This is a genomic window from Komarekiella delphini-convector SJRDD-AB1 (assembly GCF_014831675.1).
Lineage (GTDB): Bacteria > Cyanobacteriota > Cyanobacteriia > Cyanobacteriales > Nostocaceae > Komarekiella.
Map to the genome: position 1 here is coordinate 56,799 of NZ_VJXY01000025.1, position 16,585 is coordinate 73,383.

The 16,585-nt window shown below is 41.7% G+C and carries 14 protein-coding genes; 11 read left to right on the forward strand and 3 right to left on the reverse strand.

Features of this window, described 5'->3' with window-relative positions; all coding sequences use genetic code 11:
- The first annotated feature begins 25 nt into the window (after positions 1-25).
- Positions 26-661 carry a restriction endonuclease subunit R gene (locus FNW02_RS21445; RefSeq protein ID WP_191759523.1) on the forward strand — a complete coding sequence of 212 codons (636 nt, stop codon included), beginning with the start codon at positions 26-28 and terminating at the stop codon, positions 659-661.
- A gap of 19 nt (positions 662-680) precedes the next feature.
- Here the strand turns inward: FNW02_RS21445 and FNW02_RS21450 are convergent, their stop codons facing one another.
- The gene (locus tag FNW02_RS21450) at positions 681-2,195 is read right to left on the reverse strand and encodes a phytoene desaturase family protein (protein WP_191759571.1); all 1,515 of its coding nucleotides are present in this window, start codon (positions 2,193-2,195) and stop codon (positions 681-683) included.
- 112 nt (positions 2,196-2,307) lie between these two features.
- Between FNW02_RS21450 and FNW02_RS21455 the strand changes: the two genes are divergently transcribed.
- The 3 genes from FNW02_RS21455 to FNW02_RS21465 all read left to right on the forward strand — a co-directional run bounded on the left by FNW02_RS21455 (position 2,308) and on the right by FNW02_RS21465 (position 6,006).
- Positions 2,308-3,090, forward strand: coding sequence for an ABC transporter ATP-binding protein (locus FNW02_RS21455; protein ID WP_191759524.1), 783 nt, complete (start codon positions 2,308-2,310; stop codon positions 3,088-3,090).
- A gap of 114 nt (positions 3,091-3,204) precedes the next feature.
- Positions 3,205-4,764, forward strand: coding sequence for an MlaD family protein (locus FNW02_RS21460; RefSeq protein ID WP_191759525.1), 1,560 nt, complete (start codon positions 3,205-3,207; stop codon positions 4,762-4,764).
- A gap of 669 nt (positions 4,765-5,433) precedes the next feature.
- On the forward strand, positions 5,434-6,006 hold the full coding sequence (locus FNW02_RS21465; protein WP_191759526.1) for an ABC transporter permease: 573 nt from the start codon (positions 5,434-5,436) through the stop codon (positions 6,004-6,006).
- A 244-nt stretch (positions 6,007-6,250) separates the two neighbouring features.
- Here the strand turns inward: FNW02_RS21465 and FNW02_RS21470 are convergent, their stop codons facing one another.
- Positions 6,251-6,811, reverse strand: a complete 561-nt coding sequence (locus tag FNW02_RS21470) for a carboxymuconolactone decarboxylase family protein (RefSeq protein WP_191759527.1) — start codon at positions 6,809-6,811, stop codon at positions 6,251-6,253.
- 101 nt (positions 6,812-6,912) lie between these two features.
- Between FNW02_RS21470 and FNW02_RS21475 the strand changes: the two genes are divergently transcribed.
- The 6 genes from FNW02_RS21475 (at position 6,913) to FNW02_RS21500 (ending at position 13,853) form a co-directional block, all read left to right on the forward strand.
- Positions 6,913-7,488, forward strand: a complete 576-nt coding sequence (locus FNW02_RS21475) for a TetR/AcrR family transcriptional regulator (protein ID WP_191759572.1) — start codon at positions 6,913-6,915, stop codon at positions 7,486-7,488.
- A gap of 111 nt (positions 7,489-7,599) precedes the next feature.
- Entirely contained in the window at positions 7,600-8,424 is an 825-nt protein-coding gene (locus FNW02_RS21480) for an SGNH/GDSL hydrolase family protein (protein ID WP_348535428.1), read from the forward strand.
- A 310-nt stretch (positions 8,425-8,734) separates the two neighbouring features.
- Positions 8,735-9,943 carry a 4-hydroxy-3-methylbut-2-enyl diphosphate reductase gene (locus FNW02_RS21485; protein ID WP_191759528.1) on the forward strand — a complete coding sequence of 403 codons (1,209 nt, stop codon included), beginning with the start codon at positions 8,735-8,737 and terminating at the stop codon, positions 9,941-9,943.
- Positions 9,944-10,616: 673 nt separating this feature from the next.
- Positions 10,617-11,732: a galactose-1-phosphate uridylyltransferase gene (galT, locus tag FNW02_RS21490; protein ID WP_191759529.1), complete on the forward strand. Its 1,116-nt coding sequence runs from the start codon at positions 10,617-10,619 to the stop codon at positions 11,730-11,732.
- A gap of 187 nt (positions 11,733-11,919) precedes the next feature.
- Positions 11,920-13,002: a D-alanine--D-alanine ligase family protein gene (locus tag FNW02_RS21495; protein ID WP_191759530.1), complete on the forward strand. Its 1,083-nt coding sequence runs from the start codon at positions 11,920-11,922 to the stop codon at positions 13,000-13,002.
- A 200-nt stretch (positions 13,003-13,202) separates the two neighbouring features.
- Entirely contained in the window at positions 13,203-13,853 is a 651-nt protein-coding gene (locus FNW02_RS21500) for a hypothetical protein (protein WP_191759531.1), read from the forward strand.
- A 939-nt stretch (positions 13,854-14,792) separates the two neighbouring features.
- On the opposite strand, the gene FNW02_RS21505 is transcribed toward FNW02_RS21500, so the two are convergent.
- Complete coding sequence (locus tag FNW02_RS21505; protein WP_191759532.1) at positions 14,793-15,812, reverse strand: AraC family transcriptional regulator; 1,020 nt, start codon at positions 15,810-15,812, stop codon at positions 14,793-14,795.
- Between the two features lie 142 nt (positions 15,813-15,954).
- Here FNW02_RS21505 and FNW02_RS21510 point away from each other — a divergent pair, with 142 nt between their 5' ends.
- Positions 15,955-16,575 (forward strand): cupin domain-containing protein, encoded by a 621-nt coding sequence (locus FNW02_RS21510; protein WP_225225814.1) that lies wholly within the window; start codon positions 15,955-15,957, stop codon positions 16,573-16,575.
- Positions 16,576-16,585 lie beyond the last annotated feature (10 nt).

Below are 16,585 nucleotides of genomic sequence, written 5' to 3' on the forward strand. Positions count from 1 at the left end.
TACTGTCAACATAAAGCAAAAATTAATGACAATTCTCAACGCTCGTAATTTATCCTTAGAAGAAGTTCAGCGTTTGTTTGGCTTTCAAAAACACTACAACGACTCGTTCTCTTCTCTATTATCCCTAGAACCTCTTACTGACGCAGAACAGGAGGAACTTAAACAAATTCAGAATGACTTTAATAGATACCTCACAGCAGGCAAAGTTTCTAAAGGTCAAATCAAGTTCCTTGCAGTTGCTCCTTTACTAAGATTAGCTGGCTTCTATAGATATCCTCTTGAGATTCGCTTAGAAGAAGATATCGCTGATATTGAAGTTGAAGATGAAGATATAATAATTAAAGGCAGGATGGATATTTTAGCTGTAACCAAAGCTAAACATACAAAAGCTAATGCCTATTTTTGGGTACTTTTAATTGAATCTAAAAACAGCCAAATTGATATATCAATAGGATTGCCCCAACTCTTAGCTTATGCGTATAAAAGTTTAGATAAACAAAAATCAGTTTGGGGTTTGACAACTAATGGCAGAAGTTACCAATTTGTGTACATTGAACAAGGAAATCCATCTACGTATCAGCTAATGCCATTATTAAATTTTATGGAATCTCCCCGTGCGATTGAATCGCTACAAGTTTTAAAAGCAATTTGTCAGCTATAACAAAAAGAAGGAGATACAATTAACCTTTCAAATTATCTAATAACTCTGCTGTCTGCTGTGGTTGCACTAAACTATTAGCACACAAAATACCAGAAGCCGCTACTGCTGGTACACCAATTCCCGGCATAGTGCTGTCACCAACACGATATAAACCCTGGATAGGAGTGTGCGTACTAGGAAACGTTCCCTTACCTGCTGAAATTGCAGGGCCATAAGTTCCCTGATAGCGTCGGAGATAATGGGCATGAGTTAGGGGTGTACCAATGAGTTCCAAAACGATGCGATCGCGAATATCTGGGATAATCCGCTCTAAGGCGCGATATAGAGATTGTGCTTTTTCCTGCTTCTTGTGTTCGTAGCTATTATTCCGTTCCCATCCAGCATAAGGTTCAAGAGTATAAGCATGAACCACATGATGTCCTTCAGGTGCTAAGGTTGCATCCCACACGCTGGGAATCGAAATCATGCACGTATTACCCGGTGTAGTAATCTCCTGACTTGAATCGTGAACTACCACATGATGTCCGGTTAAATTCTTCAAGCCAGCCGCTCGGATGCCTAAGTGTAAATGCATAAAGCTTTCAACCTTTGGTGTATTTAAAGCTACTTTACGGTAAGATGCGGGTAAATCTTCAGGACGCAACAGTTGATTGTAGGTATCCCAAATCGTTGCATTGGAAATCACCACAGGCGCTTTGAGAACTTCACCCTTTTGCAACCTGACACCTACGGCTTTACCAGATTCCACCAAAATTTGCTCGACATGGCATCCCATCCGCAACTTACCACCCCAGCGTTCTAATCCCCGCACCAAAGCCTTGACAATTGCACCACTACCACCCACAGGATACTCAACTCCAGCGCGAGAGCGTTCACCTAACATAAAAGCTACCTCTGGGGCGATCGTCCCGTGTGCCTTTAAACCAGAGAGTAAAAAGCATTCCAGGTCAATAAGCCGCCGCACCCAAGGATCTTGGACTGTTGCATCCATCACATCGCCTACAGAAGCTTGGACAAGCGACAAGTTGGGTAGTATTTTGATCAAAGATGGCAGGTAACGGCTCAGCAATACTAGAATTACCTGCCAATCAGCTCTTAGAGCCAGCGTAGGAATGCCTTTCATCGCCTCGTATAAACCTAACAAGCGTTCTTCAAACTGCTGGAGTTCCCTAGCACCTTGGGGCGTAACTTTAGCAACTTGTTCTCGGTAACGCTGAGCATTACTATAGACTGCAAAAGCACTTTCAGGAAAGTGATAGTGTCCCAAGGGATCATAGGATATAACTTGAATGGATTCGCCGAGAACATCCAAAACTTGTTTTAGCGGATTCAAACTTTGGGTATCAGTCAGACCACAATAAAAGGAGGGGCCAGAATCAAATTCAAATCCGCGCCGTCTAAAGCTATGAGCAGCACCTCCACTAATTGTGTGGCTTTCACATACAACAACTCGTTTCCCATAACGAGCAAGTAACCCAGCAGCACATAACCCGCCGATACCACTACCAATAACAATGACATCACTATCTTGCATTTTTGTCATTTGTCCTTTGTCATTTGTTTTTACTACTGACTCCTGTCTCCTGTCTCCTGTCTCCTGACTCCTGTCTCCTAACTCCTGACCACTGACCACTGATTTATAACCAATGACTGAACCATTGATTGAACTAAAAGGTGTTTCTAAGTCCTTTGGTAGCCATAAAGTTTTAGATAACGTAGATTTGACAATTTACCGGGGAGAAGCACTAGGAATTATTGGCCCTTCTGGGACTGGTAAATCCACGATTTTACGGATAATGGCGGGGTTACTGGCTCCTGATGAAGGAGAAATTTACGTGCAAGGGGTACGGAGAGACGGTTTGATTGAGGATGGTGGCGACCCAGTTGGTATTGGTATGGTGTTTCAGCAGGCGGCATTATTTGATTCATTAACGGTGGAGGAAAATGTAGGATTTTTACTTTACCAAAACTCAAAATTACCGCGATCGCGCATCCGAGAACTGGTAAAAGAAAAATTGGAGATGGTCGGTTTGCCGGGAATCACAAATCTTTACCCAGCCGAACTATCTGGGGGAATGCGAAAACGGGTAAGTTTTGCCCGGGCAATTATGTCTAACCCCGATAACCCCTCAGAAACTCCAGAAGTTTTACTATACGATGAACCAACAGCCGGACTTGATCCAATTGCTTCAACAGTGATTGAAGATTTAATCCGTTATTTGCAAAGTGCACAAGGAGTCTGTGGTACTTATGCTGTTGTTACGCATCAAGACAGTACCATACGTCGTACATCTGACAGACTTGTGTTTCTCTATGAAGGTAAAGTGCAGTGGCAGGGTACAGTGAGTGAAATAGATAGCACAGAGCATCCTTTGATTAGACAATTTATCAGTGGAAATGTGCATGGCCCGATTCAGGTAGCCGGCTAATCAGTTTTGATTGATGTTAGCGGATAGCTATGGTTTAGCCCGTGCTGAGTCTTGAGTATAGTTATTTTCACTCACCACTAAAGACTCAGAAGTAATTTTTGGGTGGAGAAAAAAATGCGAGGTCTAATGACAAGCCGCTTCGCGTCTATGCGAACATTTAGAGAAGGTTCTGTAGGATTGTTACTCCTACTAGGACTGGGGGTATTTGGATTAATATTTTTGTGGTTGAATAGATTTACTAGTGCTCAGAGTTCGTACAAAGCTATTGTAGAATTTACCAATGCTGGTGGGATGCAAAGGGGAGCACCAGTTCGCTATCGTGGCGTCAAAGTAGGCAATATTTCTAGGGTTCAACCAAAACCAAATGCCGTCGAAGTAGAGATTGAAATTGCCCAACCTGACCTAATCATCCCGCGTAATGCATCAGTGGAAGCTAATCAAAGCGGACTGATTAGCGAAAGCATTATCGACATCACACCAAAAGCAACGTTACCGGCTGGGGTTATCATAGCTAAGCCACTAGAGAAAAATTGCGATTCCAGTCTCATCGTCTGTAATGGTTCTCGGTTAAAAGGTCAGATTGGCATCAGTGTTGATGATCTGATTCGCAGCTCAACTGACTTAGCCACTACATACACTAATCCCAAATTTTATAACAACGTCAACAGGGTTCTAGAAACCACTACAGGCGCAGCGTCCAATTTTGCTGAACTAAGTGAGGATCTCCAAGCCTTAACCAAAAGCTTAAGGCAGCAACTAGGCACGTTTTCCGCTACTGCTAATTCTGTGCAACAGGCGTCAAATAAACTCAGCACATCCACTGCTAAAACAGTAGATCAATTTGGCATAACCGCAAGTCAATTTAGTGCAACTGCAAATCAAGCGAATCGTTTGCTCAGTAACCTAGATAATCTAGTGACAACAAATCGTTCTTCGCTGGTTGGCGCTTTGAACAACATCACCGAAACCAGCAACCAACTGCGCGTTACAGTGAGTACCTTATCACCTACTGTAAGTCGGTTGACTCAAGGACAACTACTACAAAACTTAGAAACTCTTTCGACAAATGCAGCGCAAGCCTCAGCCAACTTACGCGATGCTACTAAAACCTTAAACGATCCAAATAACGTAGTACTACTGCAACAAACCTTAGATTCAGCACGGGTAACATTTGAAAACACTCAAAAAATTACATCTGATTTGGATGAGTTGACTGGCGATCCTGCTTTCCGGCAAAATCTCCGACAATTGGTGAATGGTCTAAGTGGTTTGGTGTCTTCGACTCAGCAAATGCAGCAACAAGCGCAGGTTGCTACTACCCTAGACTCAATAAAAGCTGCTGTGAATCAACCGAATGCTGTGATTAAGACTCCAGCACCAACCCAGAAAGCGATAACACAGCAACAACGGCAGATTGCTGATATTTTGGACTCAGTAACAGCTACTTTTGATACAAATGCTGTGATTAAAACAGCACCATCTCAACAGGTAATGCCTAATGACAAGCCCTTACGCGTCTACACAACTAATTCCTCATCTGCTACTTTTCAGAGTACTGGCATCGACTCTCAACTAATCCCCAGTCCATCTACCTCCAAATCATCCCAAGAAGACCTATTGAAGCAACTGCGGGAGTATGGTAAACAAAGGGAGCAACTGGAGACGGGAAAATAGAAAGACAAGAATTCTAGGGTAGGGCTAAATATCTACAATTGGTGACATGAAGTGTAGATTAACCTGTAAATCTTAGATAGCCCAGCCACAAACATGGTTAGCCATATAAAAGAAGTTTAAATTTAGAGCTTTGAGCTTGGATATTTGAGTATAAAACTAGATATTCCCAGTTCAAAGCTGAAATTTTGGAGTTCTTACCAGTCAACAGTCAACAGTCAACAGTCAACAGTCTTTCGTGTTATCCCATCCCCTTGGCGGGGTGGGATAAGCTTAACTAAAATTTTCAAGCTTTAGGGGCGATCGCGTCAACATTTCACAATTATTATCTGTATTGCCAAGAACAGATTTTGCTAGTTTTTATTAGTAAAACTTTTGCATATTCATATTTACTCAAACTATCAAGCAAGTGAATTATTGAAACTTTATTTAATTTCCTAATCAGGGTTTACTTATCTGATAAATTTTAGTTAACCGTATTGTTAAACCTTTTTCGGATTACTCCTTTCTCAACGTAAAAATACCTAAGCTTTTTGAGAAACCTCTTAAGAGGAGATGGTACAGGCAATTTTGTAGTAGAAACATAGAAAGTGTAATTCAAATCACTTTTTGATTTGCTATGGTGTGTCACTGCCGCAGTATTCCCCAGATAAGATAAATGAGAACTGAGGCATGGAGAATAATATATTTTTAGACTTTTTAGCTAGCCTACAAAGACTATTTATAGGCTACATTCCAGCCGCCGTTTTAGGTAGTTTCACTGGATATTTAATAGGTATAAACGACCCAGTTTATCAGATATTTAGGCGGTTATTTCAAATACCACATAGTATCCCTCCTATAGCCTTGTTACCCATTGCGCTCATAGCATTTAAAGAGCTAGAACCGGCAGCCGTGAGCGTAATTTTTATTGGGACACTCTGGACAGTAATTATTAATACGGCAATAGGTATACAGCATTTTCGCAGACAGGGCAATAACTTTCGAGTAGCTATCTTTCATATATTTCATGCTTTGAAAGTTGGCATTTGGGTAGCATGGTTTACAGTTATTGCTACAGAAATGCTCACAGGAACAAGAGGACTTGGCTTTCTTGCCTGGGATGCTTATAAAGCTGGTAACACTGATTACATCATCGAGATGATACTCTACATCGGTATCATTGGCTTATTGCTGGATCAGTTGCTAGATTTCACAGGAAACCTTCTCTCGCGGATTGTTACAGATGGTAAAAAATCTTCTTAATCGAAGTTTGAGGTTGCATCGCCCACAGGCATAGCGAAGACAGGAGCAATTACAAGCTAGAAAGCATTGCTCTATGGGGCAATTTATCTTCCTCAAAAAATGCCTATGAGATGCAAAGTTTAAATATGCTTTGCATTTCATAGGACTAATGATAAATTTCACAAAATTAGATGAAATAAAAACTGCACAGAGCTAGGCAGAAAAAATACTTTGAATGCTAAACCATAATTCGGTCAAATACTCTCTACGCTGTAACTACAGTCTTTGACCAAGTGTATGGCTGAAATGGTTTGTCAAGAGGTGTTTGAGCAATGTGATTTGTGTAGTTGTGCATTACTTTAATTGCGATGCCAAGAATCACTTCTAGTACTTGGTGTTTACCATAACCAATTGCTAAAAATTCCTCAATTTCGCTATCTTCAATCCAACCTCGTGCTTGAATTATTCGTTGCGTGAAATGGCGCAATGTTTGTAATTTTGTATCTTTGAGTGGTGTTCCATCGCGTAGTGCTTGAATATCTTCAGCAGACATACCAATCATCTTTGCCAAGCCAGAGTGAGCTGCCATGCAATAGTTACACTCATGTTCATAATTTGCCGTCAAATAAATAATTTGCCGTTCAATTGGACTGAAACTTGTTGTCTCAAACAAATCCCATAACGCTATCGAACCTTTGAGAAATGCAGGTGCTTGAGCGAAAATTCCTTCTAAATTTGGAATAAACCCAAACGTTTGTTTCACGTGAACTAACGTTGCTTTGGAGTCTTCAGGGGCGCTATCAATCGTGTGAATGATAAATTCCATCGGTTGTTGCCTCGAAATGTGTGATTAGGTAGACAAGTTTGTCTACCTAAAGTTGGTGCTATTGTATTTCAAAGGAGACAACTTTGTCTACTCATATAACTATGACTTCTGAATCGAGTCACGCTCGGCAACAAATTTTAGAAACGGCTTCTGAACTGTTTTACCAGAAGGGAATTCAGCATGTAGGTATTAATGAAGTCATTGCAGCATCGGGCGTTGCCAAACGAACACTTTATCGTTGGTTTACATCCAAAGACTTGTTAATTGAGGAAGTGATGAAATATCGCGCCCTTCAGTGGTTGCGCTGGTTTGAAACTGCGGTTTCAGAGCGAGGTAATACACCCAAAGAACGCTTATTAGCCACGTTTGATGTGTTGCGTGAGTGGTACTCAAGTCCCAATTTTCGGGGTTGTCCGTTCATTAATGCTGTTTTGGAAATTGCCGATGCCTCTCATAAAGCGCATCAGGTTTCAGTTGATTTACGTGAGTCGATTCGACAAATTATTATGGGTTTGGCAGATGAGGCTGGCATTAAAAATCCTGAATCCTTTTCGCAGCAATATCTTCTTCTAATTGGAGGAGCCAGTTTAATGGCAACCATCGAACAATCACCCAATGGTGCAACGTTTGCTCAAAGTGCGCTCTCAGTACTGATTGATGCGAACATAGAAAATTGATAATGGCCCTTGACTGTTGTCTGCTTTTTTGCTGACTACTTATCAATAAGCGGAGTACTGACGGCGAATCAGTTAAAATTTGATTCAAACAATTGGTAAATTTCGCTAGTCGTGCCTACTTCTGCAAAAACCTTTCCTGTCTGGGCATTTTTCTCGCTGTTAACCAACGGCATATTGATGCTGGCGGTCATCCTGCTAATTTGGCAACAGCAGAGATTGACTGCTTTTTTTGGAACTACAACTTCCCTCGCTCAAGTCAATCTGAACAGTGACCAAGCTGTTACACCTGTTTTGGGTTCCCGTCTAAAACTCAATTACCAGCAGTGGGTGGACATCCTCAAAAAAGAAGCTGAGGTAGTCGCTAAGAAACGTCCTCCGTATTTAACTATATTGGCGGGAGATTCTCTAAGTCTGTGGTTTCCTGCTGAGCTATTACCCGAAAACAAAAATTGGCTAAATCAGGGAATTTCTGGCGAAACCAGTAATGGATTGTTAAAAAGATTGGATTTATTTGATCGCACTCAGCCAGAGGTGATTTTTGTGATGATTGGCATTAATGACCTAATTCGGGGGATGAGCGATGAGGTAATTTTAGATAATCAGCGGCAAATTATGAGTTATCTGCGAAGGGTACATCCAACAGCACAAGTTGTTGTCCAGTCGATTTTGCCGCATGGGGGAGAAGAAACAACTTGGGAAGGACGAGAAAAACTGCTGGCTGTTGACAATAGTCGCATTCGCCAGTTGAATCAGCAATTACGAAGTGTAGCTGCTAATGAAGGTGTCAAATATCTTGACTTGTATCCCCTGTTTAGCAGCAAGCAAGGTAATCTCCGTCGCGAATTTACTACTGATGGCTTACACCTCAGTTCTGAAGGCTATATAGTTTGGCGTTCCGCATTGCAGATTTATAGCAACATGGAGTTAAAACCTTAAATCAGAAGAAGGGTCAAGAGTCAAGGGTTATTAATTATTCCCCAATTCCCTACTTTTTCATTCTTGTAAGAACAATTAAGCTCATCCCACCCCGCCAAGGTGATGGGATAACACGAAAGACTGTTGACTTTTGACTGTTGACTGTTGACTGTTAACCGTCAACGGCCTAAAAAGGCGTCTTTCATCACCTACCGAGAAGGAATGGGTTTTTCCGACGCGTTTTTATAATATGTTTGAACACAACTCTGTATAAATCGCCTCTTGGCACGAGAAAATAAAAGCTAGTGATTTAATTAAGTTGGCAAATCTAATGGATACAAAAGCTTTTAAGCGATCGCTGCAACATTCAGCAAACTACAATCGCAAGGGGTTTGGTAATCAAGCAGAAGTTGCTACCCAGTTGCAATCTGAGTATCAAAGTAACTTGATTCAGGAAATCCGCGATCGCAACTACATCTTACAACGCGGTAGTGTCACGATCCGGCTAGCGCAAGCCTTTGGCTTCTGTTGGGGTGTCGAACGTGCTGTAGCGATTGCCTATGAAACTCGTCAGCACTTCCCCACAGAACGCATTTGGATTACTAATGAGATTATTCACAACCCTTCTGTGAATCAGCGGATACAAGAGATGGAAGTAGAATTCATCCCCGTTGAAGCAAATCAGAAAGATTTTTCTGTTGTCGCCACTGGTGACGTAGTTATATTGCCTGCTTTTGGCGCTAGCGTCCAAGAGATGCAAATACTTCACAATAAAGGCTGCAAAATTGTCGATACAACTTGCCCTTGGGTATCTAAAGTTTGGAATACTGTAGAGAAACACAAAAAAGTTGATTACACCTCAATTATTCACGGCAAATATAAGCATGAAGAAACTGTTGCTACTAGTTCCTTTGCTGGCAAATATTTAATTGTGCTGAATTTGCAGGAAGCAGAATATGTTGCTAAATATATTCTCAATGGTGGAAATCGTGATGAATTTTTGACTAAATTCGCTAAAGCTTGTTCAGCAGGATTTGACCCAGATCAAGATTTAGAACGGGTTGGTATTGCTAATCAAACCACAATGCTCAAAGGCGAAACTGAGCAAATTGGGAAGTTGTTTGAGCATACTATGTTGCAGAAGTATGGGCCTACTGAATTAAATCAACATTTCCAAAGCTTTAACACTATCTGTGACGCCACCCAAGAACGTCAAGATGCCATGTTGGAGTTGGTGCAACAAAATCTCGATTTGATGGTAGTAATTGGTGGTTTTAATTCGTCGAATACTACTCAATTGCAACAGATTGCTTTTGACCGAGGAATTCCTTCTTATCATATTGATAGTGTTGAGCGCATTAAATCAGGAAATTCCATTGAACATCGACAGTTAAATGGACAGTTGGTAATCACAGAAAATTGGTTGCCTATTGGAGAAATTATTCTGGGAATTACTTCTGGTGCTTCTACACCAGATAAAGTGGTGGAAGATATCATTAAGAAGATTTTTGACTTAAAGGCTACAGGATCAATAGTTTAAGCAGAAACTCAGCCCTAACCCCTCTTTGCCAACTTAGGGGGGTGACGAACATTTGTAATTGTTGGCTCATAGATATAGCGGTTCTTACCTCAGTGAAGTATGGGTTTATTTTCTGGCTCAATTAATTTATTAAATATTTTTATAATTGTCTATCTAAACCCAATGTGCAATATTATGTTAATATCATGTTAACCACATGTTTTATAGAACAAGCAATTAAATATTTTCATAATATTTTTGACAACTAGAATTACAAAGATTATGATACTGTAGGCAAATGAGGGGTAACACCCCCCGCGCCATTAAATTACCCAATTAACAGGGAATTTGCCTATTGTAGCCTGTGCAAGTTCTTTAAACTCAGCCTCAAAATATTAGGATTGAGCGTTCAAACTCATGTCAAATTAAAGCTAAGTGTGCCATAATGTCGCGAGCCAGAATAAGTACCATTCTTGCAACGTGTGGGTAGCCATGACTACTGGAGGATCTGAAAGCTAAGAATTCAATAGCTCATCCTACAGCATAGTGCTAAGAAGATTAAGATACCCAGCAAATTTTGCTACGCGTAGTTCACGGTTATCTTTCAACAAGCTAACTGGTTGTTGTACGCAGTTCGCAGGCCTCAAGGAAAATTTGAGGCGATCCGACCTGTAACTCTTTAAGAAGAAGGATTATGTACTCCCACCAGCTTTTAAAGCCGGACGGTCGTCAACTAACGTTATACAGCCGATTCCCGATCGCTGAAGCTATCATAGCCACTGGTTCGAGCAACCAACTAGTCCAGACAAACTCTCATCTGCGCTGGCATCCGTTGCGTGGTGAATGGGTAGTTTATGCAAGTTATCATCAAGAACAGACTTTTTTACCGCCCCCAGAATATAACCTGCTGGCATCGTCCAACGGCTACCAATTACCTACCGAACTCCCTCCAGGTAGATATGACGTAGCTGTGTTCGATAACCGCTTTCCCGTGATGACGCCATCTGCATCTGATTCACCTGAGTGCATAGTAGAAACGCTACCTGCGAATGGAGTGTGTGAGACTGTGGTTTTTACACAGAATCCGCAAGCATCCCTAAGTTCCCTGGAACTGGATCACCTGGCTTTGCTGTTAGAAGTCTGGGGCGATCGCACCTTGATACTGGGAGCAAATCAGCAAATTCAGTACGTGCTACCGTTTGACAATAGGGACGCAAAAGTAGGTATTACTTTGCCCCAACAGCATGGTGAAATATATGCATATCCCTTTATACCGCCCATTCCAGCACGGATGTTGGAAATGCAGAGACGATTTTACCATGAGCACCACAGAGGTTTGCTGACAGATTTAATTCAAAAAGAGATTGCACAAAAAAAGCGGATTATTTATCAAGATGAGTATGCGATCGCCTTTGTGCCAGTGTGTGCTCGTTACCCATATGAAGTCTGGATTGCGCCAATTGAGCCAGTGAGTAGCTTGTTTGAACTGACTGCACAACAACGCTGGGGACTTGCTAAAGCGTTGAAAACTGTTACCCTCAAGTATGATGGTTTGCTAGAATGCCCATTTTCCTGCTCGATGACTTGGTTTCAAGCACCAACTGACGGGAAAATACATCCCGAAGCGCATTTATACGCAGAGCTTTATCCAGCTGATCGAACTCTAACCGGATCTGAACTCGCAGGGGGAGTTTTTACCAATAATGCTTTGCCAGAGGAGAAGGCAAAAGATTTACAGGCTGTAATTGTGAATATCAAACAAACTGCAAAACAGCGTAGATTTAGTCTTCAGCTTAATGGTTCCCGGTAATAGTAGTTCACCTTTGTGTCTTAGTAGTTCAAATGTCAATTTTTTAACCACTAAGGCACAAAGACACTAAGAAAATATATTACATCTTCTTTTCCTAAACTTTCTTTTGCAGACAACTAATAACTCCCGCACACCTCCAGAACAATTGTGATACGCTATCTGCTTGAGGAATGTAGAGGTACTAAAGATGACTAAGCTGCGCGTGGGGTTACTATTTGGTGGTCGTTCGGGAGAGCATGAAGTTTCGATAAGCTCAGCACGGGCGATCGCTAAAGCCTTGAGTGCAGAGCAAAATGCTAGCAAGTATGAAATCCTACCTTTTTATATTCAAAAAGATGGACATTGGCTTGCAGGGGAAGCACCTCAAAAGGTTCTGGGAACTGGTATGCCGCTACTGGAATCTCAAGAATCAATATCTGAGGGACATCTGATAGCCCAAAGCCCGTGGCAATCTCCCTCACAAGTCTCTGAAGTAGATGTTTGGTTTCCTATTCTCCACGGGCCTAACGGTGAAGACGGTACAATTCAAGGGTTACTCACCTTGATGCAAGTCCCTTTTGTTGGTTCTGGGGTGTTAGGTTCGGCAATGGGGATGGATAAGATTGCCATGAAAATGGCGTTTGAGCAAGCGGGACTACCGCAAGTTAAATACAAGGCATTAACTAGAGCACAAGTTTGGTCTAATCCTTGCGTATTTCCCAAACTGTGTGATGAAATTGAAGCGGCATTAGGCTATCCCTGTTTTGTCAAACCTGCTAATTTGGGTTCTTCTGTAGGTATTGCCAAAGTGCGATCGCGCCAAGAATTAGAAGCAGCGTTAGATCAGGCTGCTGGTTATGACCGACGGTTAATTGTGGAAGCTGGTGTTGTCGCAAGAGAAGTCGAGTGTGCAGTTTTAGGCAATGATCAACCAAAAGCTTCTATTATAGGTGAAATCACTTACGACAGTGATTTCTATGACTACGAGACTAAATATACTGAAGGTAGAGCAGATTTACTGATACCTGCACCGCTGCCGGATGCGATCGTTCGTCAAATGCAAGACATGGCTTTGCAAGCCTTTGCGGCTGTTGACGCTGCTGGGTTAGCAAGAATAGACTTTTTCTACGTGGAAGCCACAGGAGAAGTTTTGATTAATGAAATCAATACTTTACCGGGTTTTACCGCCACGAGTATGTATCCCCAACTCTGGGCGCATAGTGGCATTTCCTTTCCAGAATTAGTTGATCAGTTGATTCAACTTGCTCTGGAAAGACATTCTATTGGCTAACCAAGAGGATGAGCAAATTGATTTTTAGAGAATTACAGCGAAAAGTAACAAAAAATACAGATTTTTAGAAAAAATCAGTCAAATTTAGTATGTTTATGTTACAAAAAAGCTACTTGAATCCGTGACTTTGTTACGGATACCTGATGCTTGGCTCCTCTATTACAATCAGGGACTAGAGGGGTACAAATCTGAAAGTAATCATGGAAAATAGTCAGAGTGTACAGTACGAGCTAACCCAACTAATAGGGGACACTCAAGAGCTGACAAACAGTAAATCTAGACCATTAGAAAGCTCCAATGTTTTAATATATCTGGTTGCACATCATCCTTGGCTATTGTTAACTGGGTTGTTAGCCATGTTTCTAGGAGGCGGTGCCTTTGCCTTATACAGCCTAGGTCATGTTGGCCGTGTGGCACAGGAAGAACCAGAACAAATCCCAGCTGTAGTTGAAAAACCACTCAACACGCCCTCTGAGAATAGCAATCTTACACCTTTATGGATGGTGGTTGCGATCGCCCTCAGCTGTGGTACTGGTTGCTTGATAATTTTTCGGATGCTCAATCGTCCAAAGCAGCCGAAAAAAGTAGTCCAAAGGCATATTAACCGCTATGAGGCACACTCAGCACAAGCTCGCTACCCAAGATTGGAACCACGTCTTCTCAAAAATCCACCAGTGTTTGTGCCACAGCAACAACTGACGCCGGTTATGCCGATATCACCTAAAACACACCTGGTAACGGTTCTTCCGCCAGAGCATAAGCACCGCCTGGATACACGCACAGAATCTTTGGCAGACTTAATGGATCTTCGCAAAGAGAGTTCATTGTCTGCAATTTTACACAAGTATTAATAGTACTGTAAGATAAAAAGCTGTCAAATTAATACTTTTTACCAACAAGGGCACGGAATAACTGTGCCCTTACTTGTATCATAATTCAATATTTTTATATACCGTGCAGCTACTCTGGCAAAATCTTTAAATATAAAAAGGCGTCGGGAAAACCCATTCCTTCTCGGTAGGTGATGAAAGAGTTGACGGTTGACGGTTAACAGTCAACTGTCTTTCGTGTTATCCCATCCCCTTTTAGAGGTGGGATAAGCTTAACAGTTGTGTTGCATTAGAAGCGCAAACCACCATATATAAATGGAGTTTTGGTCTAAGCAGCTTAATAGTTTCCAAAAAGTTATACCTGAGCAATTAGGAAATTTAAAAATCTGCCAAAATGGCAACCAGCTTTTGATTAACCTGGTTAAATTGTAGAAGATAAACGACTTCAAGGTGTTGTTATCAGGGTCTACCAGGTAAACAAATTTTTCTCGTTAAACACTATCTACCAAATTATTTACAAGAAGAGGAAAGGTATCGATAACAAGAATTTTCAGACTATTTGTCCAAGCAAATAAATATTAATAATTAAGTTTAACATTTGCTGCAACAGGAAGATTAACTGGGTATGGGTGTTGTTTTTGAAGTACGCGTTAGCCCCCTAAATAACGGGCAACATCTGTACACAATCCTGTTCACTCCAGCGGCAAATGGTAGAGTGGGAGTTTGAAAGCTAACGGATATGCTTCCTCCCACTCTTTTTTTTTAAGTTTATCCCACCTCTAAAAGGGGATGGGATTTCACGTTAACTGTTGACTGTTGACTGTTGACTGTCAACGGACTAAAAAGGCGTCTTTCATTTCATTTTTAAAAGGAATGGGTTTTCCTGATGCCTTTTTATAATGAATGATCGCGTTTTGCTGGGAAAGCAAGGACAATTTAAAAAGCTTGAAATAGCGATTTTTAAATAACAGTTAGTCGGTAAGTTCGTGGTGTTTGTCCTGTCCATCGTTTAAAGGCACGGTGAAAAGCACTCGGTTCAGAGAATCCTAGTAGAAATGCAACATCGTGAATTGGAGTATTGGGATTTTTTAAATGTCGCAGGGATAGCTGTTTGCGAGTTTCATCTAGTAATTGCTGATAGGAAGTGCCCTCAGCTTGTAACTCTCGCTGCAACTGGCGGACGCTGATTGCTAAACTGTGGGCGATCGCTTCTATAGAGGGAAGTTCGCCTTTGAGTTTTTGGGCGATCGCCTCTACAACTTTCCTGGTGTAATCATCCTCTCGATTCATGGCATCAAGCATTGCTTCTGCATGTTGCTCAAAAACCGAGAGTAAATTAGAATTTGCCGAGAGCACCGACCAATTCAAGCAATTGGCATCGAAGATAATTCGATTTTTCGGCATTGAAAAGTAAAGTTTTGTCTGAAAAATGCGTTCATGTTCAGAGATATCAACAGGACGGGAGTGTTGAAACCAGATAGCTAGCGGACAAAGCAGTTTTCCTGTCAACATCTGAGTTGCCGTTAGCAATGATGCAAAGGTGCTTTCAATCGCCTGCCGAGGTTCTTTGAGTAGGTAGTTTTTTAAATGGTCTACAATGTCACAGTCGCAAAATACTAGCCCCTCGGACACAGAGAAGTGAATGTAAGCTCCTTGACTAAACAGATGGGTGTACCGAGAGAGTTTTTCCAGGACTTGCTCGAATGTTTGGCAGTTGACCAACACATAACCAACAATACCGAAAGTTGCCAAGTTGAAAGCTTCACCCAGATGTAACCCTAGATTTTCATCACCTGTTCGCTTGAGAGCCTCCCACCATACCGCGCTATGAAGCGTTCCTGTAATCCGCTGATCGGGCATTTTCAGCAAAGCAGGCTCAATCCCAACAGCAGCACATAGACTATCAGAATCAACTCCATACCTTGCTGCATATTGAACAATGCCTCGCGTGATGTAGACAGAGAAGGTGGCTTCTTTCATGATTTGGTCAGGATTCTAGAAAGGCGCTTTGGGTCAATTTTTTGGCAGGACAGGTTAATTCAGGATTTTGCACAGAGTTTACCGTTGAAGTGTAGTCAAACAACACTGCATCAGACGTTGTAACCAAAAGGAGTTTTTTGCAATGGAACTTACAAATTTACAGACTCACTCTACCACTCCAATCGTGATTGCTGCCCAGCAACCAGAACTAATTGTAAATCCGGTTACAGGCGATCGCATGACCATCCTGCAATCAAGTCATGATGATGAAAGGTATGCGAAGATTCGTTTTGACTTACCACCCAAAGCAAAAGGTAGCCCGTTGCACTACCACACCAACATGAGTGAAACATTTACTGTGCTAAAGGGTTGCTTAGAAATGGAAGTTGGTTGCAAGGGAAATAAACGCACACTACAGGCGGGAGAAAGTCTACATGTTCCAGCGCTCATGCACCACAGTTTTCGCAATGCCTCTAATGATTGGGTAGCGTTTACGAGCGAAAACCAACCTGCGGGACAATTTGAGCAGTTTATTAGAGGAATGTTCGGTCTAGCAATTGATGGTAAAGTCAATCATGAGGGTATGCCAACTAATCTGCTTTACTTTGCGCTATTGCTAAAGAAAGCAGACACAATCCTCGTTGGGACGCCGCTCATAGTGCAAAAGCTATTGGTTAACACCTTGGTTTGGATTGCTCATCAGTTAAAAGCAGAGCAAGCACTCGCAAAGTACTGGGACAACAGCAATGAGAAATTAATTTGATAAACTATAT